Source organism: Blautia sp. HCN-20427, assembly GCF_037890365.1.
GTDB lineage: Bacteria > Bacillota > Clostridia > Lachnospirales > Lachnospiraceae > Blautia.
This window is the reverse complement of the sequence record NZ_JBBKBX010000020.1, coordinates 1-20,815: the sequence shown is the minus strand read 5'-3', so window position 1 is coordinate 20,815 and position 20,815 is coordinate 1. Positions and strand designations below refer to the sequence as shown.

The following is a 20,815-nucleotide window of genomic DNA, read 5'->3' as shown; positions in this document are numbered from 1 at the left end:
AAGATGGAACAGAATTGGTGGAAAAAGTCAATTGTATATCAGATTTATCCCCGTAGTTTTTATGATTCAAATGGAGATGGAATCGGGGACTTGAAGGGAATTACACAAAAATTAGATTACTTGGAATCTTTGGGCGTGGATGTTTTGTGGTTGTGTCCCATGTACTGCTCACCTATGGATGATAATGGATATGATATTTCGGATTACTACCATGTGGACCCCAGATTTGGAACGGATGAGGAGATGGATGAATTAATCCAGGAAGCAGCCAGGCGGGGAATAAAAATCATGTTGGATATGGTGGTCAACCATTGTTCGGATGAACATGAATGGTTTCAAAAAGCATTAAAAGACCCGGAGGGAAAATATGGGAAGTATTTCTATATTCGAAAAGGAATTGATGGGCAGCCGCCTAATAATTGGAGGTCAATTTTTGGAGGAAGTGCATGGGAAAAAATACCCGGAACGTCTTATTATTATCTGCATTTATTTACAAAAAAACAGGTGGATTTGAACTGGGAAAATGAAGAATTAAGAGAAGAGATTTATTCTATGATGAATTGGTGGCTGGATAAAGGAATTGCGGGATTCCGTATGGATGCCATAACATATTTAAAAAAGGCAGAAGGTCTGCCCTCTTACGAACCAGATGGTGAGGACGGTTTGGTGTCCGTATCTTATGGAAGTTTAAATCAGAAAGGAATTGACAAGTTCCTGAAAGAGTTGAGGGACCGTACCTATGGAAGGACTATCATGACAGTGGGCGAAACGGCAGGAGTACCAGATGAAGAGATAGAAGATTTTATATCGTTGAACCATGGATATTTTTCTATGATATTTGAATTTTCATATTGTCAAATTGACCTTGTAGGGCCTAATTATTTCTGGTATGAAACGAGAGATTGGAATCCGGATGAGCTTAAAGCCTGTATGTTTCACAGCCATCGTGTAGCAGGGGAAAAAGGTTGGATGGGAGTTTGCATGGAAAACCATGACCAGCCCCGCTCTATTGATCATTATTTAAAACCAGATGGACAAAATTTTTATGGGGCGTCAATGCTTGCGTTACTGTATCTGATGCTGAGAGGTACTCCTTACATTTACCAGGGGGAAGAACTGGGCATGCGAAATTGTCGTTATCCGGAAATTACAGACTATGATGACTGTTCCACATACAATCAATATCATAGAGCTTTGAATGAGGGATATACCCATGAAGAGGCAATGGAGTTTGTCTATCGGACGAGCAGGGATAATTCCAGAACTCCTTTTCAATGGGATGACAGCGAAAATGCAGGATTTTCTAAAGGCAAACCATGGCTGAAGGTTAACGAAAATTACAGGGAAATCAATGCGAAAGAGCAGGAAGATAATGAGGATTCCCTTCTTAACTGGTATCGGAAATTGATTTCCCTTCGGAAAAAGTCAGAATACGCAGAGATTCTTATTGAGGGGAGTATTGTTCCGGTATATGAGGATGTAGAAAATCTAATCGGTTATATGCGGATTTTTGGAGATGAAAAATTGTTGATTCTCTGCAACTATCAGGGACAAGAACGAAAAATAGCCTTGGAAGAAAGCTGGAAGAAAATGCTGGCAGGGAATTACGGGAAACTCTGTCAAAAAGGAGAAAAAGAATTGCTGCTTCGACCATATGAAGCAGTCATATTGGAAATAGAATAGGGAGAAGGTTAAAATGTTGGATATAGAAAATGCAGAGGTACAAGTAAACTGTCAGAAATCAAAACAAACAGAACTTAAAGAAGGATTATGGGCAGAGAGAGATCAAAGAAAAGAATATGTTTTTGAAGAAACAGAGGGGATTTCCGGAAAAATAATTTTTTCAGATACGTTTTATGGAGAAGAAGCAAAAATAAAATTGCATTTAAAAAATGAGTCATGCAGAGAAAATCAGAATTTGGAAATGGAATATCCAGTGACAGTGCGGTTAAAAATAAAAAATCCGCCAAAAAGGATAATGGGGCTGTATTTGTTCAATGATTGGTGGACCAGACCTGCTTTTGCAGATGATTTTTCAGATATTCCGGAAAGGACGCAAATTGCTTTTTTAGAATATGAAAATTATTGTATCTGTCTGGTGCCTATGGCGGGAGAACGATTTAAGGCATATTTGTCTTCTGGAAAAGATAATGAAATGGTACTGAAAATGACTGCTCATCAGGGAGGGATGAGCAGCTTGGAAGAAACTGTATATGTACAGACAAAAGATGAAGATCCATATAAGGCAGTAAAAAAAGCTTTTCAGTGGTTAGCTCGAGAAAAAAATATCCTTACCAAAGAAGAAAGAAATTTTCCTGAAATATTTAAGTATTTGGGCTGGTGTAGCTGGGATGCATTCTATTTTGACATTACAGAGCAGAAAATACGTGAGAAAGCAAATGAGCTAGAAGAAAAACAGGCTCCAATCCGTTGGATGTTGCTGGATGATGGATGGATGTCGGAAGAAAAAGAGTGCCTTTATGATTTTGTGCCAGATAAAGAGAAGTTTCCGACAGGGTTTTTGGGAATGACAAGGGAAATAAAGGAAAAAGGAAAAATTCAGTGGTTTGGCGTTTGGCATGCTCTGGGAGGTGCCTGGGGAGGTATTCTTCCAGGAAGCAAATTAGAGAGAGAAGAAAACCAGTATTTGTGCAAAACTGTTAATGGGAAGGTTCTTCCTATGCCAAAGGCGGAACAGGCTTATGGGTTCTATAGGGACTGGCATAAATATCTGCGAGGACAGGGAATTGATTTTGTAAAGGTAGACGGTCAAAGTGCAGTGAAAAATTATTATGAAAATAGCGTATCAGTCTGTCTTGGGGCCAGGGAATTACATCAGGGACTGGAAGCGGGAGCGGTTTATATGAATGGTGCTGTGATTAATTGTATGGGAATGGCTATGGAAAATATGCTGGCTCGCCCAAGTTCTGCGGTATCAAGAAATAGTGACGATTTTGTTCCGGGCAATGAAAATGGATTTGCAGAGCATTTATTACAGAATGCTTATAATGCCATCTACCAGGATGAGTTGTATTATTGCGACTGGGACATGTTCTGGACAGAACATAAAGATTGTGTTAAACATAGTTTGTTAAGAGGGATTAGCGGTGGCCCAGTATATATTAGTGATAAAATTAATGAAACTGATGTTGATGTACTGAAACCTTTAGCCTATAGGAATGGGCGGATTTTGATGATGGACAGAGCAGCGAAACCTTCTATAGACTGCATTTTTACAAATCCAATGGATACAGGCACTCTGAAACTGACAAATGTGGGAAAACAAGGAGAATTAGGCGGAATAGCTGTTTATAATCTGACAGATAAGCGGCAAACGTATGAGTTCCGGGCACAAGAAATTTGGGATATAGAGAAAGTAGAAAGATATTGGATTTATGATTATTTTTCTCAAAAGGCCGTTTTGGCAGAAAAGAATAAAAAACAGACAGGAGTTTTGGAGGCAGAGGGCTATGCATGGTATCAAATTCTCCCATGTAAAGGGAAGGGAGCACTGCTTGGACTGATTGATAAATATGCAGGATTTCTTGCGGTAGAACAGGAAATTTTTACAGAAAAAGGGATGATGGGTGTGATAGCTGAACAGGGACCAATAGGATTTCTTTGCTTGAAAAAACCTATTAAAGTGTTTTGTAATGGAGTAGATATGATGGGGCAAGTTCGTCAAAGTGGACTGGTATATAAGATTCCGATGGAGGAAAAAACAGGTAAAGTCCAGATAGAAATAGTCTGGGAGTAGGAGATGTGAGGAGAAAAGAAAAAGCTGCTGTATGGATTGTCTATATGCTATACAGCAGCTTTTTCTTTTCTCTTATTTGCTTTGCATTCTCTTAATCACCTTCAGCCTGGTGAATTCTTCCCTTTCTTTCTCTTCCAAAGCGTTTGAAATGCTCTTTGTCAATGCCTCAAACTTGGGAATGGTGATATTTTTCAGCGCATTGGCCCGCTTCTGGGTTTTCTTAATATTCACAGACAGCCGATAAGCGGAATTTTCCACCATGGACAGGCGAATGGTCAGTTCTTTCACCTTTTCAAAAGCAGCCCTTGCCTCGTCCAGAGACGCCTTGGTGCTATAGTAAGCGTAGGTGGGAGCGTCTGAGGAAGGCTCGGAACGCACCAGAGGGATTTCCGTTCCCATGACACTGCGGGTCTTTATGGAAATGGAGTTTTCTACAGGCACAGTTCTGGAAATTTCCTGCACATTGCTGATGCCGATTTCCATATTCGCTTTCTGCAAAGCCGCATAGGCCGTGCGGAAAGTCACGTCAATCTGAGACTGAATATCCTTGGCCTGGTCGATTAAGTCCATCAGTTCCCGGATAAGGATATTTCGCTTTTTATCCATCAAGTCAAATCCCTGCCTGGAAAGTACCAGGGAATTTTTGGCCAGTATGAGATTTCCCTTGGTGGGAAAGGTATTCGGGTCCATGCAATCACCTCTCTTCTTCTATTGGGTGATAATATTTGTCCAAAATCTTGGTATCAATACGGTCCAGTTCCTCTCTCGGAATCATGCCCAGAAGTTCCCAGCCCTTATCCAGTGTTTCCTGAATGGTTCGGTTTTCGTCGGCCCGCTGTCCTACAAATTCCTCTTCAAAGGCCGTACCAAACTTCAGATATTTCTTATCCAGAGGAGAGAGCTCATCCTCACCGATAACGGAAGCCAGGGCTCTGGCATCTCCTACTTTGGCGTAGCAGGAGAAAAGCTGGTTGGCTACGTCCTGGTGGTCTTCCCTTGTAAATCCTTCACCAATGCCGTCCTTCATCAGACGGGACAGGGAAGGCAGTACGTTAATCGGCGGGTAAATGGACTGTCCGTGCAGCTGTCTGTCCAGAACAATCTGTCCCTCGGTAATATAGCCCGTCAGGTCGGGGATAGGGTGAGTAATGTCGTCGTTTGGCATGGTAAGAATGGGAATCTGTGTAACAGAACCCGTACCGCCCCGGACAATGCCCGCCCGTTCATAAAGCGTGGCCAGTTCACTGTAAAGATAGCCCGGATAACCCTTTCTGGAAGGAATTTCCCCCTTGGAGGAGGAAACTTCACGCATGGCCTCACAGAAGGAAGTAATATCTGTGAGGATAACCAGAATGTGCATGCCCTTTTCAAAGGCCAGATATTCTGCAGCCGTCAATGCCACCTTCGGAGTAATCAGACGTTCCACTACCGGGTCATTTGCCAGGTTCAGGTACATAACCACATGGTCGGATACGCCGCTTTCCTCAAAGGTACGGCGGAAAAATTCCGCTACATCGTATTTCACACCCATTGCGGCAAAGACAATGGCAAATTTCTCATCGCTGTTGCTTCCTAAAGATGCCTGCTGCACAATCTGTGCGGCAAGCTGGTCATGGGGAAGACCGTTTCCGGAGAAAATCGGCAGTTTCTGTCCCCGAATCAGGGTGGTCAGACCGTCAATCGCAGAGATACCTGTCTGAATAAAGTTTCGAGGATATTCCCGTGTGACCGGATTTAAGGGCAGACCGTTGATGTTCAGTTTCATTTCCGGAATCACAGGCCCTAAGCGGTCAATGGGCTTTCCGATACCGTTAAAGGTACGTCCCAGAATGTCCGGGGAAAGTTCGACTTCCATGGGATGCCCGCTGAGGCGTGTGTGTGTGTTCAAAAGGGACATATTTTCCGTTCCCTCAAATACCTGAATCACAGCCTTGTCTTCATAGATTTCCACAATACGCCCCAGCTTGCGGCTGCCGTCCTCAACGCGGAACTCCACGATTTCATCGAAAGCTGCGTCTTTGACGCCCTCCAGAACCACCAGAGGGCCATTGATTTCACTTAAACCAAGATATTCTATTGCCATAAATCAGTCCCTCCTTATGCGTTCTTTTCCATTACGGTGTTATAGAAATCGTCCACGGCCTCTTTGTAATCCGCCATCATGTCCAGGCGGTCATTTGGCACGTCGTATTTAATTGAAATAATTTTTTCAAAGATGTTCTCCTGTTTCAGCACAGATACCGGCATGCCCATATTGATTAGGGCTCTGCATTTCTTGTACAGATACAGGATAATTTCCATCATTTTAAACTGCTTTTCCAAAGACACGCAGGTGTCGTCCGGGTGGAAGGCATTCTGCTGCAAAAAGCCCAGGCGCACTACGCGGGCGATTTCCAGAGTCAGCTTCTGGTCATCAGGCAGCACGTCGCTTCCGATAAGTTTTACAATCTCCATGAGACTGCTTTCTGAGTTTAAGATTGCCATGATGCGGTTTCGGTAATCCACAAATTTCGGAGACACATGCTGGCTGTACCAGTAGGACAAATCTCCCAGATATTCGCTGTAGCTGGTAAGCCAGTGAATGGCAGGGAAATGTCTGGCATAGGCCAGGGATTTGTCCAGTCCCCAGAAGCAGCGGACGAAACGCTTGGTGTTCTGGGTAACGGGCTCGGAGAAGTCACCGCCCTGTGGGGAAACCGCGCCGATAATGGACACGGAACCTTCTGTGCCGTTTAAATTCTGCATCATGCCGGCTCTTTCGTAAAAGGCAGACAGGCGGGAAGCCAGATAAGCCGGAAAACCTTCCTCAGCAGGCATTTCCTCCAGACGTCCGGAAAGTTCTCGCAGGGCTTCTGCCCAGCGGGAAGTGGAGTCCGCCATAATTGCTACATCATAGCCCATGTCACGGTAATATTCCGCCATGGTAATACCTGTGTAAATAGAAGCCTCACGGGCAGCCACAGGCATGTTGGAAGTGTTGGCAATCAGGGAAGTACGAGCCATCAGAGCATTTCCTGTCTTGGGGTCATGAAGCTTGGAGAAATCTTCCAGAACCTGGGTCATTTCATTTCCACGCTCGCCGCAGCCGATGTAGATAATGATGTCCGCGTCAGACCACTTGGCAATCTGGTGCTGGGTCATGGTTTTGCCCGTACCAAATCCGCCTGGAACGGCTGCTGTACCGCCTTTTGCAATGGGGAACAAAGTATCCAGAATACGCTGTCCCGTCACCAGAGGCTTAGAAGCCGGGTAACGCTTGCTGGTGGGACGGGGAATACGGATAGGCCATTTCTGTGCCAGTTTCAGCGGATATTCCGTACCGTCTTCTAAAGTCAGGACAGCAAGTGTCTGGGTAATGTTGTACTTTCCGTCAGATACTACGGACTTTATCGTACCGTGGAGGTTGGGAGGCACCATGGATTTGTGTACAATAGAAGCTGTTTCCGGCACTTCTGCGATGATGGTGCCTCCGTATACTTCCATGCCCTCTGTAATGGTCATGTGCACGTCCCAGAGTTTTTCTGTGTCCAGAGAAGATACCTGCATACCTCTGGAAATGTATTTTCCGGACTGCTCTGCAATGACGGAAAGCGGTCTTTGGATACCGTCAAAAATATTGTCCAGAATACCGGGACCCAGAGTGACGGAAATAGCGTCACCGCTGGCGGTTACCGTTTCCCCCGGTTTCAGTCCACTGGTTTCCTCGAAAACCTGTACAGTAGTGGCGTCTTTTTTCAGGGAAATGACCTCGCCCACCAGGTTTTCCTGTCCTACATAAACCATTTCAGACATCTTAAAGCCTGTATTCCCCTTCAGGTAAATGACAGGGCCGTTAATGCCGTAAATGATACCGGTTTTACTCATGTCTTATCCCTCCGTCAAAGTTAAAGCTTTCCTTTTCATTCTCAAAGCATGTGAGGAATGTGTTGTCAATCAGAATATTTTTATCGGGAATTACCGCCCGGATACCTCCCATAAAGTCTGTGTCAGACAGAAGAGGAGTCATTCCTGTGCGTTTTTCCAGTTCTTCTAAAAGCGCTGCGTCGGAAGAGTTTACATAAATCTTCACCTCGTCGTTTCCCGCAACTGCAAGAGCGGCGCGGATTTTCTCTTCCATCCAGTCTGTATATTCCGGCTGGCGGCAAAAGGTTTTCAGCAAATCTTCTACTTCTGCAAAGAGTTTTTCCTTTAAAGCCTGCTGTTTTTTAGAGAGTTTTCTCTTAATATGCAGGTGTTCTGCGGACAGTGCCTTGTTGATTTCTCTGGCAGCATTTTCAGATTCTATTTTAAACCGATTGTCAGAAGCAGCCTGTTTTTCCCGTTTGTGCTGTTCCATTTCCTGCTCCAGAGAAGCGCGGTATTCGGAAATGGCCTTTTGAGCCTCTTCCTGTGCACTGTTCATGGAAACATCATAGAAATGCTGCAGTTTTTCCTCTGTTGTCATATCTATCACCTTCTTGTCATAATTTTAGTCCAATAGCTTCGTTTACATAAGAAGTAATAAAGTCCGGGGCGCGTCCTGTACCGTGCCGGTCAGGAATTTCAATCAGCAGGGGGAGACGGTGGTTTAAACGCACGTCGTCAATAATATCGGGAAACTCTTTGCCGAATTTTTCGGTCAGAAGAATGATACCGTTTTCTTTGTTTGAAATGGCGCTCTCTAAAGCCTGCCGGAGTTCCTCCCGCTCATGCACCACAACCCCCTCTACACCTGCCAGACGCATACCTGTATAGGTGTCAATGTTGTCACTGATTAAAAACATTTTCATAAGACATCACCTGTTATCCCAGTCTACCAAGAATCATGAAAGAAATAATCAGACCGTATAAAGCAATACCTTCGGCCATAGCTACGAAAATCATGGATTTACCAAAAAGAGAACCGTCTTCGCTGATAGCTCCCAAAGCAGCGCTGGCAGAGCTTGCAACCGCAATACCGGAACCAATGCCGGAAAGTCCGGTAACCAGCGCCGCGCCGATGTAACCCATACCGGTGGCCAAATCAGCTCCGCCTGCGGCTGCATGTGCAGTCATAGTGCCGCTGAGCATCACAATCGTTCCCACGAAAAGACTGCCGAAGAAGAAGAAACAGTTGCAGGCCAGGGATTTTTTATAGCGTTTTTTATTTTTCTCTCCTAAAAAGAAAGCGCCGAAAGGTACGATAATGCTTAAAATCAAAGCTGCTGCTGTAAGAATCTGAATCATGGTTGTCATAATAATATCCTCCTATAAATCAAATGAATTTGTATGGTTTATGCCTCTTCGGAAGTCCGTCTGCTGTTTATATGCTTTAAGAAAGGACGGAATTCCTTGCCGCTGCCCTTGTAGAAACGGCTGAACATTTCGTAGTATTCCAGACGAAGCACCTGGATACCTACAATCAGGCCCTCCATGGCGCATACAAAGGCATTGCCCAGCACGATAATCAGCCAGTTGATATTGCCTCCGCTTTCCGCACCGGCCAGCATCAGAACCACGCCCATCATAGCGGCATGACTGACAGCGAATGCACCGATACGCACAAAGGAAAGGGTATTGGACAGGAAACTCAGCATAATTTCAAATAATTCAAAAAAGCTCTGTACAAAGAACATGGGCTTGCTGCCCTCAATGGCAGGTGTTTTCTTTTCTGCCAGCCGGGTAATGGGTTCCTTTAACATAATGATAACCAGCGGTACAAGGAACATCACAGCCAGAACAATGGTTGCCGGAAGGGCATTTCCCGTAAGATACAGGAGTGCACAGAGGGTAAGGGCTCCATAGAACACCAGACCGCAGACCGAGTTTTGGTCAAACCAGATACCCTCCACATTTTTGACCTTTACGGCATTGATAATGTGGAAAATCATGGTAATGAGAATCAAAAACATACCAAATACAATAGCAGCCACAAACACGGTATTCATATTTCCAAGTCCCGGAACTAAAGTCATGGCTTCCGAAGGCCGCAGCCATACGGCGTCGATGATATCTTCAAATCCGAAAATACTTCCGAACATAAAACCGAAGAAAGTAGAGAAGATACCCGCAGTTCCGATAATAGCGGCTAAATCCATTTTTTTCAGCTTATAGAGCAGGAAACCGCCGACTGCCAGGAGAAGTCCCTGTCCCACATCTCCGAACATGATGCCGAAGATAAAGGAATACGTCAGCGCCACGAAGATGGTGGGGTCGATTTCATGGTAATCCGGCAGACCGTACATCTTGATATACATTTCAAAAGGTTTGAAAATTTTCGGGTTTTTCAGCTTGGTAGGGGGCTTGCAGCGAACCTGGTTCTGGTCGTCCTCCACCACACAGAACAGGTTGGGGTCATGTTCAATTTCTGCCATAAAGGACTTGCAGTCCCCTTCGCTCATCCACCCGCATAATATATAGAATGTTTCCTGATGTTCTTTGACACAGGCGGCCACTTTGCGCACATCAAAGTTGGTGGAAAGCGCGTTTAAAGCAGCCTGGGCGGAGAGAATGGATTTGGCATCTCCTTCTAAAAGCGCCTGCATTTCTTCCTGGCAGCGGGTATATTCCCGGTTTACATTTTCCAGCCGCGCTTCCAGTTCTGCATGAATTTTTTCCGGTGTACCAAAATAATGGTCCTTTTTCAGATAAATACGTTCAAAATGCATGGAAGAGAACACGGCGTCCACCTGTTCCATTTTCGTCCAGAGCACGAAGTAAAGTCCCCATACATAATCGTCCTGATGGCAGGGGAAGAACATGGTATCCAGGTTGTCATAAACGTATTCTTTAAATTTGCCGTAATATTCTACCGGGATTCTTCCGAAACGCACCTGGACAAAGCGGTAATGAATCAGCTTGTCGATATCTTCCGGCAGAGTGAGAAACGGAGTCATCCACTTCAAATCCTCTGTCAGAGAAGCGCGTTCCTCGGCGAGTTTTTCGCATGTTCCATTGATTTTGGAAATTCGGCTGCCAAGAGAGTCTACAAGAGCCTGAATTTCCTCAAGAGAAATATCCCCCACGGGAACATCTTTGGGATTCTTCAGCAGTCCGGCGAATTCATTGACCCTGGAGAGCAAATCTTTATATGGATTTATCTGGATATAAGGAGATAAATGCTGTATCTGGCTTAGCTGGGCCATGGCATTTTCCAGATGAATCTCGTATTTGGAGAGGTATTGGTTTACCACTCGGTCAATGTCGGATTTCGGACCGGTAATGCTTAAGAATTTCATTTTCTCAATCATGTAATCACCTCCGAGTTATTAAGTTTTTGCAATATAATCCATGGTCTCAGCAGGTGAAAGTCCATAGCGGACACATTCGACCGCTGTTGTCAGCCTGTCAACCTCATGCTCCTTGTGATAGAGGTATGAGTAAATCATAATTACTGAGTGTGGATATTTTCTTGCCTCTGTTTCCAGAATCGTTTTCAGATTCAGATTGTAGAAATCTTCCAGTTTCTCCGGGGCAAGGGCGGGGAAACGTTTCTTATAGTAAGTGGTATCCAGAACTCTCCGAAATTCCTCTTCATCCGCGGCCTCCACCAGCGAAGAAATCTCTTTTTTGGTGAGGCGGTAATGAACGGGAATCAGAAGTGCATAGATGTCCACCGGCGCCATATGGTAATATTTTTTGGAACGGTAAATCCATTGCAGATTCAGCATGTCGAATTTATTGCCATAGGCTTTGGTGATTTCCTGCAAATCCCGTTTTTTAAACAGTTTTTCTTTTACAGACCAGATGTTGGCAAAGTAATACTGGTCCAACGCCATACCATAATCAAAAATACTGGGTGTGGAGTCGCCGCCCAGTTTTATGAGCGGGGCATAATACTCAGAACCCTGCAGATTGCTGATAAATTCTGCAACTGTAGACGAGGCAGCCAGCTTTTCAATGTCCAGTCTGGAATGTCGGTCGAAAAATTCTTTGAACAGCGACAAATCCAAATCTGCGTGACCCTTGTCAAAGACTTTCCGCAGGCAGTCCTTCATGACAGAGAGTTCATAGCGTTTAAAATACAGGGCCATGAAAGTTCTCTGCTGAGGGTTGGCAAAGCGGTACAGTTTGGCAAAATTCTGATGTATGGTATGAACCAGAAGCTTTTCTATATCGCCTCTGTGCAGGCTGTTTTCGTCAAGGTCGGCCCACAAATCCGAAAATCCCGGCTGCTTTTTCAGATAGGCAACCACCTGGGTAACGGAGTCCATCTGGGAAATCTCCTGATACTGGCTTTCCCGGATGAGTTTACTCTGCATGGCACGGATTTTCGTGGACAGACCGCTGTATGAAAGCAGACTTCCCATAGTATCACATCCTTAATATTTTATCATAGATTTGCTTTGCCAGCTGGGAGTGGTGAGTTTCGTAGTAACTTTCCATCTGGCTTAAAACAGTTTCCGTTTCAGACCTTTGCTTTGCCAGTTCGTCTTTCATTCGGACTTCCAGTTCTCTGCGGATAGTCTCAGACTTTTCCTGAACTTCCCTGTCTATGGTATCATCAAAGTTCTGAATGGATTCCTCATATTCCCGGGCGAGTTGTTTTTTCTGCTCTGCGACATCGTCCATAATATGGGAGGCGGCAGCTTCTATTTCTGCAAGCTTGCTGATAATGTCTTCCATAGGCTCTCCTCCTTCATAATATATTCTGCACTGTTTATCATACACCATTTTAGAGAAAAAGTCATATGAAATTGTATTTCGATTTTGGAAAATTCAGGTAGAATGAATAGAAAATATATGAAAAACAGAGGGAATCTATTTTAAATGCAAAAAAAATGCAGAAAGAGAAAGACGATAGAGAGAAAAACGACGAAATGAGGAGAAAAATATTTATGCCACAGAATGATACGGATTTTCGTGGTTTATGGAACGTTCATGCAATCTGTATTTTTCAAAAATCTCTTGAAAATTATCGTATATATCAGCTATACTCTTAAAGTGAAAATGACCATGAAAGGCAGGAAAACCCAATGAGGCTTAGAAATATACCGGGTGCAAAGGACGCCATTGAAGAGAGTAACTATGTTGTTCACAACGTACAGGAGAAAAAGGGGAAATGGCGGGAAGTTTTCGGCAATGACAATCCCATCTCCATCGAGGTAGGCATGGGAAAAGGCCGGTTTATTATGGATATGGCCAAGAGAAATCCCCTTGTGAATTTTGTGGGAATCGAGATGTACGACAGTGTGCTGCTGCGGGCTTTACAGAAAATGGAAGAGAGGGAAGAGCAGGGAACTCGGCCAAAGAATCTGTTTTTTATACGCATGGATGCAAGAGAGCTTCCCCTTGTTTTTGATGAGGGAGAGGTGGAAAAGATTTATCTGAATTTTTCCGATCCCTGGCCAAAAGAGCGCCATGCCAAGCGCAGACTGACTTCCAGGCAGTTTCTGGAAAGATATGACCGGATTCTGGCAAAAGAAGGCGTGATAGAATTTAAGACGGATAACCGCGAGTTGTTTGAGTTTTCTCTGGAGGAAATTCAGGAGAGTAAGTGGCACTTGGTGGCCCATACCTTTGATTTGCACCATGACCCGGCGCTCAATGAGGGAAATGTGATGACCGAGTATGAGGAGAAATTTTCCTCTATGGGAAATCCCATTCACAAGCTGATTGCAGCCAGATAGAACCTGCACCAGGGAATGTGTAAGACATAAGATATAGAAAAGAAACTTTGTGCAGGTGCGTATGGCAAGGAAAAAAGGCAGCGGCATGCAGGGTGCGCTTTTCCAGTGGGCTTATGAGAGCCGCAGAACCGGGAAGAAGTCGGCAGAGGTGCTGAAATCCATAGAAGAAGTAGAGAAGACACTGGGAACGGTGCGGATTAAGAAGAAGTGAAAAGAAAGAAAAGGGCACGATTGCAAAGCGTTGGAATACTTGCAATTGCGCCCTTTTTGTGTATGGTATTCAGAAGTCCTGCATATTCTTCCGAAATTTCGACGGGGTACATCCCTTTTGCGCCCGAAACACCTTAGTAAAATAATTGGAATCATGAAAACCCACCCGCTGGGCAATTTCCGTTATGGTATAACTGGTGTTCCCAAGATATTCCACACTCTTTTCAATGCGATACTGCAAAATAAATTCAAACAGAGACATTTTCATATATTTTTTGAACATGCGGGAACACTCGCTTTTACACAGGTGTATGTGCTCAGCAATATCATCCAGAGTCAGAAGCGAAGCATAGTTGTTTTCAATGTAAGATAAAATATCCCGTATTCTTTCATAATTGCGCTTGTCAAAAGGCATTTCTTCTGAAGCAGAGACAGCATGCAGAAACAAAAGCTGCCAGAACTGTTCTAATTTCACTATCATTTCTATTTCAAAAGTGCGGGACTGTTCCGTATTTATCCGAATCATTTCCTCAATACAATGCAAGGCCTCCGCGTGCCAGGACTCTGCTCCATTTAAGTGTATGGCAGGCAGTGAGAAATTTTGCAGCACAGGTTTTACGTATTTTTGGTAAACAATGCTGTTGTCATATCCGTAGATTAATTTGGGGTCAAAGGTAATGGAGGTATATTCGCAGTCCTGATTTTCATACCGGCAGCCCATGTGCAGGGTTCCGGTGTTGCCGAACAGCGCGTCCTTTGGGTGCAGATGATAGGTGTTGTGGTTGACTTTGTAAGTCATTTCTCCCCTGGTAATGTAAGTCAGTTCAATTTCCGGATGCCAGTGCCAGAGGAAGGAACCGGATTCATATTTAGAGAGGCTTTCCTGACTGACCAGAAGGGGAAAAGCATAATTTCCATGTTCTTTTAATTCTTTCTGAAATTGGTTGGTAACAATCTGCATGACAATCTCCCATAAGACAGAATATCTCAATATAATTCTGTTTTTTCTTTCTATGTTACTATAATTAAAATATTTTCGCAATATATTACTGGTTTTGTGCAGTATTTTTATGGCGGCGATTGGTGGGACGGATATAATGGGAAGTAGAAAGCGTCAGGCAATAAAAATGAAGGAGAATGGGATATGCAGATACCAAATGAGATGTTATTAAAAGAAGTGTACGGGGAAACGGAAAAGAGCAGCCAGCGTTTTGAAAAACTGGCGGAAAATTATGAAAAGTGTTTTCAGAGCAGCCAGATGGAATTTTTCTCTGCGCCGGGAAGAACAGAGATTGTGGGAAACCATACAGACCATAACGGAGGAAAAGTCATAGCAGCCAGCATCAATATGGATACCATCGGCGCCGCGTTTCCCAATGACAGCAAGATTGTGGAAATTGTCAGCGAAGGCTATGAAAAGCGCGTAGTGATTGATGTGACACAAGTGGATAAAGTGCCCAAAAACCATGGAACGGTTTCCCTGGTTGCGGGAATGATAAAAGCAGTGCAGGAATTTGGATTCCAGATTTCCGGTTTCCGGGCTTATATTTCCACAGAAGTTATCAGTTCTGCCGGTGTCAGCTCTTCCGCATCTTTTGAAATGTTATTGTGTTCTATGATAAATTATTTTTTCAATGATGGAAAATTGGATTACACCAGTTATGCGAAAATCGGCCAATATGCAGAAAACCACTACTGGGACAAGGCTTCCGGACTTATGGATCAGATGGCCTGTGCTGTTGGCGGCCCGATTTTGCTGGATTTTTCTGAAGATGTGTCTTATGAGAAGCTGAATTTTGGCTTTGAAGATTTCGGATACCGCCTGGTGATTGTAAATACAGGGAAAGGACATGCAGATTTAAGTCAGGAGTACAGTGACGTTCCGGCAGAGATGAAGGAAATTGCCAAGTGTCTGGGGGTATCCAGACTGGCGGAAAGCGACATGGAAACTCTTATGGAAAAACTGCCGGAAATTCTGGAAGACTGCGAAAACGACAGAGGAATTCTGAGAGCTTTTCATTTCTTTACAGAAAACGACAGAGTAAATCAGGCGGCAGAAGCCATTGCCAAAGGAAACGGTGAAAAACTGTTAAAGATTCTGGAAGAATCCGGCAGGTCTTCCTGGGAACTTCTGCAGAATTGCTGCTCTCTGTCCAACTATAAAGAGCAGAAAATTACGCTGTATCTGGCTTTGACTGAATTTTTCCTGAAAAAAGTCAAAGACGGATGCTGCAGAGTTCATGGCGGCGGATTTGCGGGAGTGATTATGAGTATTGTTTCGGAAAAAGATGTAGAGGCATATGTACAGTATCTCTCCAAGTTTATGAATAAGGAGAATATTTATCCGCTGCGTATTCGGAAATATGGGGCTGTGCATTTGGAAAAATAAAGGAATGAAATTAAATTTAGAGGCTGTTGTATTCTGTTTTATATGGATACAACAGCCTTTTATCAATTATTTCGTTGTATGGGCTTTTTCATACTCCGCACAAATTCTACGATTTCTTTCATGAAAAGCTGTCAATTTACAAGTCCATCCAGATTTGCATCTGCGATATTCAAGTCAGCTGTTTCAAAGGCATCGGCAGCGTCCGACGGATATTCTTCCGATAGTTCCTCCTCCGGCAGTTCGGCCTGCATACTTGTCTCGTCGTTATTCTGCACGGTCATGGGTGTGTTGACATCGTTGCTTTCCTGAGCTTTTATATGCGGTGCAGTAAACAAAGTGATACCGCACAATATCAGAGCCGCAGAAGCGGAGAATAAAAATTTTTTATGTTTTTTATAAGTCATAATGGCTACAATCCTTTCTTTTGTTTCGTTCTTTGCGAATCCACTTTCAAATAGAGGGAATCCGTTTCTTAAAACAGCAAAGTGCAGAATACTGTTGGCATAGGCTTTCCGTGCGTCTGCAGTATGCAGAAAGTGCAGAACCCGTTCATCACAGCATAACTCCAGTTCCTGACTGAATTTGAAATAGAACAGCCACACCAGAGGGTTGAACCAGTAGAGACAAACAACCAGACCGGAAAGGAATTTCCACAAATTATCATGCCCCTTGATATGCATGTATTCGTGAAGAAGGATAAGTCGTTTATCTGATACGGATAAACCCTTCGCATTACGGGAAAACACAATTCCGGGCTTTCGGATACCGCAGACTACTGGAGAAGTACACTGGTCAGAGTAAGAAAGGGGGACTTTCCAGTCAGCCCATACGGGCAGAAACGCTTGTATTTCTTCTTCTGTCATAGGTACGGACTGCAGTAAAATCTGTTTGCTTTTGGCATATAGCAGCAGATAGAGGAAAAGCAGTGTCAGAGCAACCGCTATCCAGATACCCAATAAGACAGATGTAAAATCCCAACGGTGTTTTGCGGCATTGTAAAGGCCTTCTTTTGTACCTGTGTAAGTTGTGTTTGTACTGCCCGAAAGAGGAAGTGTGTGTGTGATTCCAATGGTAAACGGAATCGAGCAGGGCACAAAGGCACGGATTATAAAAAGCTTCCAGAGCCGCAGTTTCTTATTTCCGGAACAGTTTTTCAGCGCCGTTTTTTGGATAAGATACAAAAAAGGCAGCTGCAAAAGCATATATAGACCAATTTCAAAATAAACCATAGAAATTCCCTCATTCTATTTTCTGAATCAGCTTTTTCAGGTCATCCAGTTCTTCCGGTGTAAAGGTTTCTTCTTTTAGAAAAGTATTGAAAAATTCCAACCGGGAGCCGTGGAAGACTTTGCCGATTAATTCATTGGTTTCAAAAACCTGCACCTGTTTCCGGGTAATCAGCGGTCTGCACATAAAATTTGTTCCGTAACGCTGGACAGCGCCTTTGCTGATACACTTTTTAATCACTGTGTAAGTGGTATTTTTGTTCCAACCGATTTTCTCATTGAGAACTCCGGCAATTTCTTTTGCCGGCAAATCACCTCTTTCCCATAAAACTTCCATGACATGTAATTCAGATTCATACATTTTGATGTTCATAATTAGTTACCTCTCTTAGACTATTGCAATAGTATACTGTTAGACTATCACGATAGTCCAAATCTGTCAATCCCACAAAACAAATTATTTGTAAAGGAATTATAAAATGTTTCAAAATAAAAACATAAAAATGTTAAAAATAATCTTGCATTTTGTAAATCAATCGGTTATAATATTTCTTGCATTAAGCAATACAAATAAATAAACAAGCGCCTTTAGCTCAGTTGGTAGAGCAGTAGACTCTTAATCTATTTGTCCAGGGTTCGAGTCCCTGAAGGCGCACTGAAAGGCACTGTTTTTGCAGACGTAGAGCTGCGGGGACGGTGTTTTTTGTTTGGCAGAAGTGTGTTGCAGGAAAGGAATACGATATGATAAAAGATTTAACAACAGGACGTCCCGGTTCCGTACTATGGCGATTTTCGCTTCCTATGTTTATCGGGGTGATTTTTCAGCAGGTGTATAATATTGCCGACAGTGTCATTGCCGGAAAATTTGCAGGGGAAGATGCTCTGGCGGCAGTAGGAGCCAGCTATCCCATTACCATGATTTTTATGGCAGTTGCCATTGGCTGTCAAATAGGCTGTACCATTATTGTCAGCCAGCTTTTTGGGGCAAAGCGGTACGAAAACCTGAAATCCGCAGTTTCCACAGCTATTATCAGTGGCTTTGTGCTGTCTGCGCTGCTGATGGTATTGGGGATTTTCGCTTCCGGCGGTATGATGAGGCTGGTCAATACACCGGAAAATATTTTTGCAGACGGTAAGCTGTATCTGCAGATTTACATTGGCGGTTTTGTGTTTTTATTTCTTTATAATGTAGCAACAGGAATTTTTAACAGCCTGGGGGACAGCAGGACACCCCTGTATTTTCTTATTGCATCCTCTCTGGGCAATGTTTTTCTGGACTGGCTGTTTGTAGCAGATTTTCATATGGGTGTGGCAGGTGTGGCCTGGGCGACCTTTCTGGCTCAGGGTGTGGCATGTCTTCTGTCTTTGGCTGTTTTGAAAAAGCGGATAGGGGAAATCCGGACAGAGGCACCATATCCGAAGTTTAGTGTTTCGGAATTGAAGAAGATTGCGGTGGTAGCGGTTCCCAGTATTTTGCAGCAGAGCTTTGTTTCCGTGGGAAACATGTTTATCCAGGGGCTGATTAACAGCTATGGTTCCTCGGTTATTGCAGGATACTCGGCGGCTATTAAGCTGAATACGTTTAGTATTACCTGTTTCACAACCATTGGAAACAGTGTATCCAGTTTTACGGCCCAGAATATGGGGGCAGGCAAGACCCAGCGGGTAAAAGAAGGATTTAAGACAGGAGTTCTTCTGGCTCTTGGGGTTGCAGCGGTGGCTTTTATCCTCCTGTTCGGTTTTGCCGGGCCGTGTCTGGATATGTTTATGAACGAGGGCAGTACGGAACTTGCCCGTAATACGGGAATTCAATTCTGTAGAATTGTAACGCCTTTTTACTTCCTGATTTGCCTGAAGGTGACCTCAGACGGGGTGTTAAGAGGCAGCGGAGCCATGAAAGCGTTCATGGTCAGCACTTTTGCAGATTTGCTGCTGCGAGTAGTGCTGGCATTTGTTTTTGCAAAGTTCTGGGGCGCTGTGGGAATCTGGCTTTCCTGGCCTGTGGGCTGGACGCTTGGAACCCTGCTTTCTGTGGGATTTTATAAAAAGGGAAGTTGGAAGAGAAGTATGATATAGGAAGCAAACAACGAAATGCGATAACAACGTTAAAGAAATCATTCTTTCTATATCTGTATTTTGAACCATTTTTTGAAATAGCTGATTTCTTATGTGATAGTGTATCTGGAATATCAATATAAGTTCGATATGAAAACAGTCGTTCATGGAGGGCATAGATATTCCGATACAGTGTTAATATTTTCAGATATTTTATCTCAAGAAAGTGATTATCTCATTCCGAACCTTGTCCTGACGGGCGCGGGGGTTGTCGGATGGGATATTACTGACAGACAATCGCCCTCTATTCTTTGTTTTCTTCAGTTCTGGCTACAAGGCGGTCAAAATCGCTCTGATACAAACAATCTTGGATAACACGATACTGCTCAAATTCACTTTCTGCAAATGCTTTGGCGATTGCGGCAGTGACCTTTCCTTTGTTTTGCAGGACTTCCGCATCGTTGAATTGCAAGAATGCATCCAGTTTGGAGGCCCAATCTGCCATCGTCATAGGGATATGCCGTCTGGCTTTACAATTTTTCCGTGGGGAGCATTATGCCAAGATGTTAATCCCATATGTTCTTTGGTGTGATCCGCTCTTGCTACAATGACCTCTGCTGCGGTATTACCATGAACGGCATAGTGCATCTTATTTTGTACTGTTGCAAAGAAATCTTTGGTAATTTGACTATCAAGGGAATAGTCAGCGGCAGTGGAATAGATGTCCGTGATTTTCTGATAAAAACGGCGCTCGCTGGCTCGAATTTCCTGTATCTCAGAAATCAGATGATCAAAATAATCCTCGTCAAAGATTTGGCCGTTGATTAATCTACTCTTATCCAAAACATATCCCTGCCTGGTAAAGGTATCTAGCACTTTTGTTGCCCATTGCCGGAATTGAGTTGCTCTGCCAGAGTTGATGCGATAACCAACTGCAATAATAGCAGATAGGGAATAAAACTTGTATTGATAGGTTTTGCCATTATCCGCAACTTGTGCAAAATTTGCACAAGTTGAATCCTCAGATAATTCCTTGCTTTCATAAATATTTTTAAGGTGTTTTGTGACGACACTTCTGTCTACATCAAAAAGCTGCCCAATCGCTTTTTGTGTCAGCCAAACATCGGAATCCTGCACACGAACTTCGATACCATCTTCGTGCGCATCTCTTGTAAAAACAAGGAAATCTACGGTGCTATTTCGGATTTGCAATTTATTATTTTCAGCCATTGTATATCATCATCCAATCCTTAATCATCAGAATTATTTTTAATAAAATGTTTCCATAGGTTAAATAAATACTGCAACTTATTACAGTATTTGACCATCGTTGAGCCTGCGATGGCTCAACAGCGGTGAGTATATTAGGCAAGCTATTTTATAAGATTTTTTCATTCTTAAGTTCTTTAATCTGCACGGTGTATGTAATAAATGGTTTACTCATATGTGCTTCTCCACAAATAGTCTTTTGACATAAAGAAAAAGGAGAGGGTCCTCGACACCCTCCCCGATTGCAGGATTTACAAATATCTGCAATCTAATCGCTAACAATAATATAACTGAAGCGACGGTGAAAGTCAATCAGAAATTA

General features: G+C 43.5%; 18 protein-coding genes, 1 tRNA gene and 1 pseudogene. 7 read left to right on the top strand and 13 right to left on the bottom strand.

Annotation, left to right across the window (positions count from 1 at the left end; all coding sequences use genetic code 11):
* The first annotated feature begins 3 nt into the window (after positions 1-3).
* A complete protein-coding gene (locus WKT17_RS12240; RefSeq protein WP_291681769.1) occupies positions 4-1,683 on the top strand; it encodes a glycoside hydrolase family 13 protein in 1,680 nt (559 codons plus the stop codon).
* Between the two features lie 13 nt (positions 1,684-1,696).
* Positions 1,697-3,757 (top strand): Sip1-related alpha-galactosidase, encoded by a 2,061-nt coding sequence (locus WKT17_RS12235; RefSeq protein WP_291681768.1) that lies wholly within the window; start codon positions 1,697-1,699, stop codon positions 3,755-3,757.
* 72 nt (positions 3,758-3,829) lie between these two features.
* Here WKT17_RS12235 and WKT17_RS12230 read toward each other — a convergent pair whose 3' ends face one another.
* Genes WKT17_RS12230 through WKT17_RS12190 form a run of 9 tightly spaced genes read right to left on the bottom strand, consistent with a single transcriptional unit; the run spans position 3,830 to position 12,340 of the window.
* On the bottom strand, positions 3,830-4,447 hold the full coding sequence (locus WKT17_RS12230) for a V-type ATP synthase subunit D (protein WP_291681766.1): 618 nt from the start codon (positions 4,445-4,447) through the stop codon (positions 3,830-3,832).
* Positions 4,448-4,451: 4 nt separating this feature from the next.
* Positions 4,452-5,840: a V-type ATP synthase subunit B gene (locus WKT17_RS12225; protein WP_173749435.1), complete on the bottom strand. Its 1,389-nt coding sequence runs from the start codon at positions 5,838-5,840 to the stop codon at positions 4,452-4,454.
* 14 nt (positions 5,841-5,854) lie between these two features.
* Positions 5,855-7,621 carry a V-type ATP synthase subunit A gene (locus tag WKT17_RS12220; RefSeq protein ID WP_291681765.1) on the bottom strand — a complete coding sequence of 589 codons (1,767 nt, stop codon included), beginning with the start codon at positions 7,619-7,621 and terminating at the stop codon, positions 5,855-5,857.
* Positions 7,614-8,201: a V-type ATP synthase subunit E gene (locus WKT17_RS12215; protein WP_173749437.1), complete on the bottom strand. Its 588-nt coding sequence runs from the start codon at positions 8,199-8,201 to the stop codon at positions 7,614-7,616. The genes WKT17_RS12220 and WKT17_RS12215 overlap by 8 nt, the downstream gene beginning before the upstream one ends.
* 16 nt (positions 8,202-8,217) lie before the next feature.
* Positions 8,218-8,526, bottom strand: coding sequence for a V-type ATP synthase subunit F (locus WKT17_RS12210; RefSeq protein ID WP_173749438.1), 309 nt, complete (start codon positions 8,524-8,526; stop codon positions 8,218-8,220).
* A gap of 13 nt (positions 8,527-8,539) precedes the next feature.
* The gene (locus WKT17_RS12205; protein WP_173749439.1) at positions 8,540-8,971 is read right to left on the bottom strand and encodes an ATP synthase subunit C; all 432 of its coding nucleotides are present in this window, start codon (positions 8,969-8,971) and stop codon (positions 8,540-8,542) included.
* Between the two features lie 38 nt (positions 8,972-9,009).
* On the bottom strand, positions 9,010-10,965 hold the full coding sequence (locus WKT17_RS12200; protein ID WP_173749440.1) for a V-type ATP synthase subunit I: 1,956 nt from the start codon (positions 10,963-10,965) through the stop codon (positions 9,010-9,012).
* Between the two features lie 18 nt (positions 10,966-10,983).
* Positions 10,984-12,024 carry a V0D/AC39 family V-type ATPase subunit gene (locus WKT17_RS12195; RefSeq protein ID WP_173749441.1) on the bottom strand — a complete coding sequence of 347 codons (1,041 nt, stop codon included), beginning with the start codon at positions 12,022-12,024 and terminating at the stop codon, positions 10,984-10,986.
* Between the two features lie 4 nt (positions 12,025-12,028).
* Complete coding sequence (locus WKT17_RS12190) at positions 12,029-12,340, bottom strand: hypothetical protein (protein ID WP_173749442.1); 312 nt, start codon at positions 12,338-12,340, stop codon at positions 12,029-12,031.
* 350 nt (positions 12,341-12,690) lie between these two features.
* Between WKT17_RS12190 and trmB the strand changes: the two genes are divergently transcribed.
* Complete coding sequence (gene trmB / locus WKT17_RS12185; RefSeq protein WP_173749443.1) at positions 12,691-13,344, top strand: tRNA (guanosine(46)-N7)-methyltransferase TrmB; 654 nt, start codon at positions 12,691-12,693, stop codon at positions 13,342-13,344.
* Between the two features lie 61 nt (positions 13,345-13,405).
* Entirely contained in the window at positions 13,406-13,555 is a 150-nt protein-coding gene (locus WKT17_RS12180) for a hypothetical protein (RefSeq protein WP_173749444.1), read from the top strand.
* Between the two features lie 69 nt (positions 13,556-13,624).
* Here the strand turns inward: WKT17_RS12180 and WKT17_RS12175 are convergent, their stop codons facing one another.
* A complete protein-coding gene (locus WKT17_RS12175; RefSeq protein ID WP_173749445.1) occupies positions 13,625-14,515 on the bottom strand; it encodes an AraC family transcriptional regulator in 891 nt (296 codons plus the stop codon).
* Between the two features lie 183 nt (positions 14,516-14,698).
* Between WKT17_RS12175 and WKT17_RS12170 the strand changes: the two genes are divergently transcribed.
* Positions 14,699-15,943, top strand: a complete 1,245-nt coding sequence (locus tag WKT17_RS12170) for a galactokinase (protein WP_291681757.1) — start codon at positions 14,699-14,701, stop codon at positions 15,941-15,943.
* 131 nt (positions 15,944-16,074) lie between these two features.
* Here the strand turns inward: WKT17_RS12170 and WKT17_RS12165 are convergent, their stop codons facing one another.
* Together WKT17_RS12165 and WKT17_RS12160 are read right to left on the bottom strand one after the other, a co-directional pair.
* Positions 16,075-17,172 carry a M56 family metallopeptidase gene (locus WKT17_RS12165; protein WP_291681755.1) on the bottom strand — a complete coding sequence of 366 codons (1,098 nt, stop codon included), beginning with the start codon at positions 17,170-17,172 and terminating at the stop codon, positions 16,075-16,077.
* A 10-nt stretch (positions 17,173-17,182) separates the two neighbouring features.
* Entirely contained in the window at positions 17,183-17,542 is a 360-nt protein-coding gene (locus WKT17_RS12160) for a BlaI/MecI/CopY family transcriptional regulator (RefSeq protein ID WP_173749448.1), read from the bottom strand.
* A 209-nt stretch (positions 17,543-17,751) separates the two neighbouring features.
* Between WKT17_RS12160 and WKT17_RS12155 the strand changes: the two genes are divergently transcribed.
* Both WKT17_RS12155 and WKT17_RS12150 read left to right on the top strand, forming a co-directional pair.
* Positions 17,752-17,824, top strand: a tRNA-Lys gene (locus tag WKT17_RS12155).
* 86 nt (positions 17,825-17,910) lie between these two features.
* Positions 17,911-19,245 carry an MATE family efflux transporter gene (locus WKT17_RS12150; protein WP_291681751.1) on the top strand — a complete coding sequence of 445 codons (1,335 nt, stop codon included), beginning with the start codon at positions 17,911-17,913 and terminating at the stop codon, positions 19,243-19,245.
* Between the two features lie 283 nt (positions 19,246-19,528).
* Here WKT17_RS12150 and rhuM read toward each other — a convergent pair.
* Positions 19,529-20,454 (bottom strand): annotated as a pseudogene (gene rhuM, locus WKT17_RS12145) (RhuM family protein).
* Positions 20,455-20,815: the final 361 nt, after the last annotated feature.

Excerpts from the sequence above, each read along its gene's own strand:
- WKT17_RS12165 (WP_291681755.1), bottom strand. The coding sequence starts at position 17,172 with ATGGTTTATTTTGAAATTGGTCTATATATGCTTTTGCAGCTGCCTTTT.
- WKT17_RS12240 (WP_291681769.1), top strand. The coding sequence starts at position 4 with ATGGAACAGAATTGGTGGAAAAAGTCAATTGTATATCAGATTTATCCC.
- trmB (WP_173749443.1), top strand. The coding sequence starts at position 12,691 with ATGAGGCTTAGAAATATACCGGGTGCAAAGGACGCCATTGAAGAGAGT.
- WKT17_RS12160 (WP_173749448.1), bottom strand. The coding sequence starts at position 17,542 with ATGAACATCAAAATGTATGAATCTGAATTACATGTCATGGAAGTTTTA.
- WKT17_RS12230 (WP_291681766.1), bottom strand. The coding sequence starts at position 4,447 with ATGGACCCGAATACCTTTCCCACCAAGGGAAATCTCATACTGGCCAAA.
- WKT17_RS12180 (WP_173749444.1), top strand. The coding sequence starts at position 13,406 with ATGGCAAGGAAAAAAGGCAGCGGCATGCAGGGTGCGCTTTTCCAGTGG.
- WKT17_RS12190 (WP_173749442.1), bottom strand. The coding sequence starts at position 12,340 with ATGGAAGACATTATCAGCAAGCTTGCAGAAATAGAAGCTGCCGCCTCC.
- WKT17_RS12235 (WP_291681768.1), top strand. The coding sequence starts at position 1,697 with ATGTTGGATATAGAAAATGCAGAGGTACAAGTAAACTGTCAGAAATCA.
- WKT17_RS12210 (WP_173749438.1), bottom strand. The coding sequence starts at position 8,526 with ATGAAAATGTTTTTAATCAGTGACAACATTGACACCTATACAGGTATG.
- WKT17_RS12195 (WP_173749441.1), bottom strand. The coding sequence starts at position 12,024 with ATGGGAAGTCTGCTTTCATACAGCGGTCTGTCCACGAAAATCCGTGCC.
- WKT17_RS12150 (WP_291681751.1), top strand. The coding sequence starts at position 17,911 with ATGATAAAAGATTTAACAACAGGACGTCCCGGTTCCGTACTATGGCGA.
- WKT17_RS12205 (WP_173749439.1), bottom strand. The coding sequence starts at position 8,971 with ATGACAACCATGATTCAGATTCTTACAGCAGCAGCTTTGATTTTAAGC.
- WKT17_RS12175 (WP_173749445.1), bottom strand. The coding sequence starts at position 14,515 with ATGCAGATTGTTACCAACCAATTTCAGAAAGAATTAAAAGAACATGGA.
- WKT17_RS12170 (WP_291681757.1), top strand. The coding sequence starts at position 14,699 with ATGCAGATACCAAATGAGATGTTATTAAAAGAAGTGTACGGGGAAACG.
- WKT17_RS12200 (WP_173749440.1), bottom strand. The coding sequence starts at position 10,965 with ATGATTGAGAAAATGAAATTCTTAAGCATTACCGGTCCGAAATCCGAC.
- WKT17_RS12220 (WP_291681765.1), bottom strand. The coding sequence starts at position 7,621 with ATGAGTAAAACCGGTATCATTTACGGCATTAACGGCCCTGTCATTTAC.
- WKT17_RS12215 (WP_173749437.1), bottom strand. The coding sequence starts at position 8,201 with ATGACAACAGAGGAAAAACTGCAGCATTTCTATGATGTTTCCATGAAC.
- WKT17_RS12225 (WP_173749435.1), bottom strand. The coding sequence starts at position 5,840 with ATGGCAATAGAATATCTTGGTTTAAGTGAAATCAATGGCCCTCTGGTG.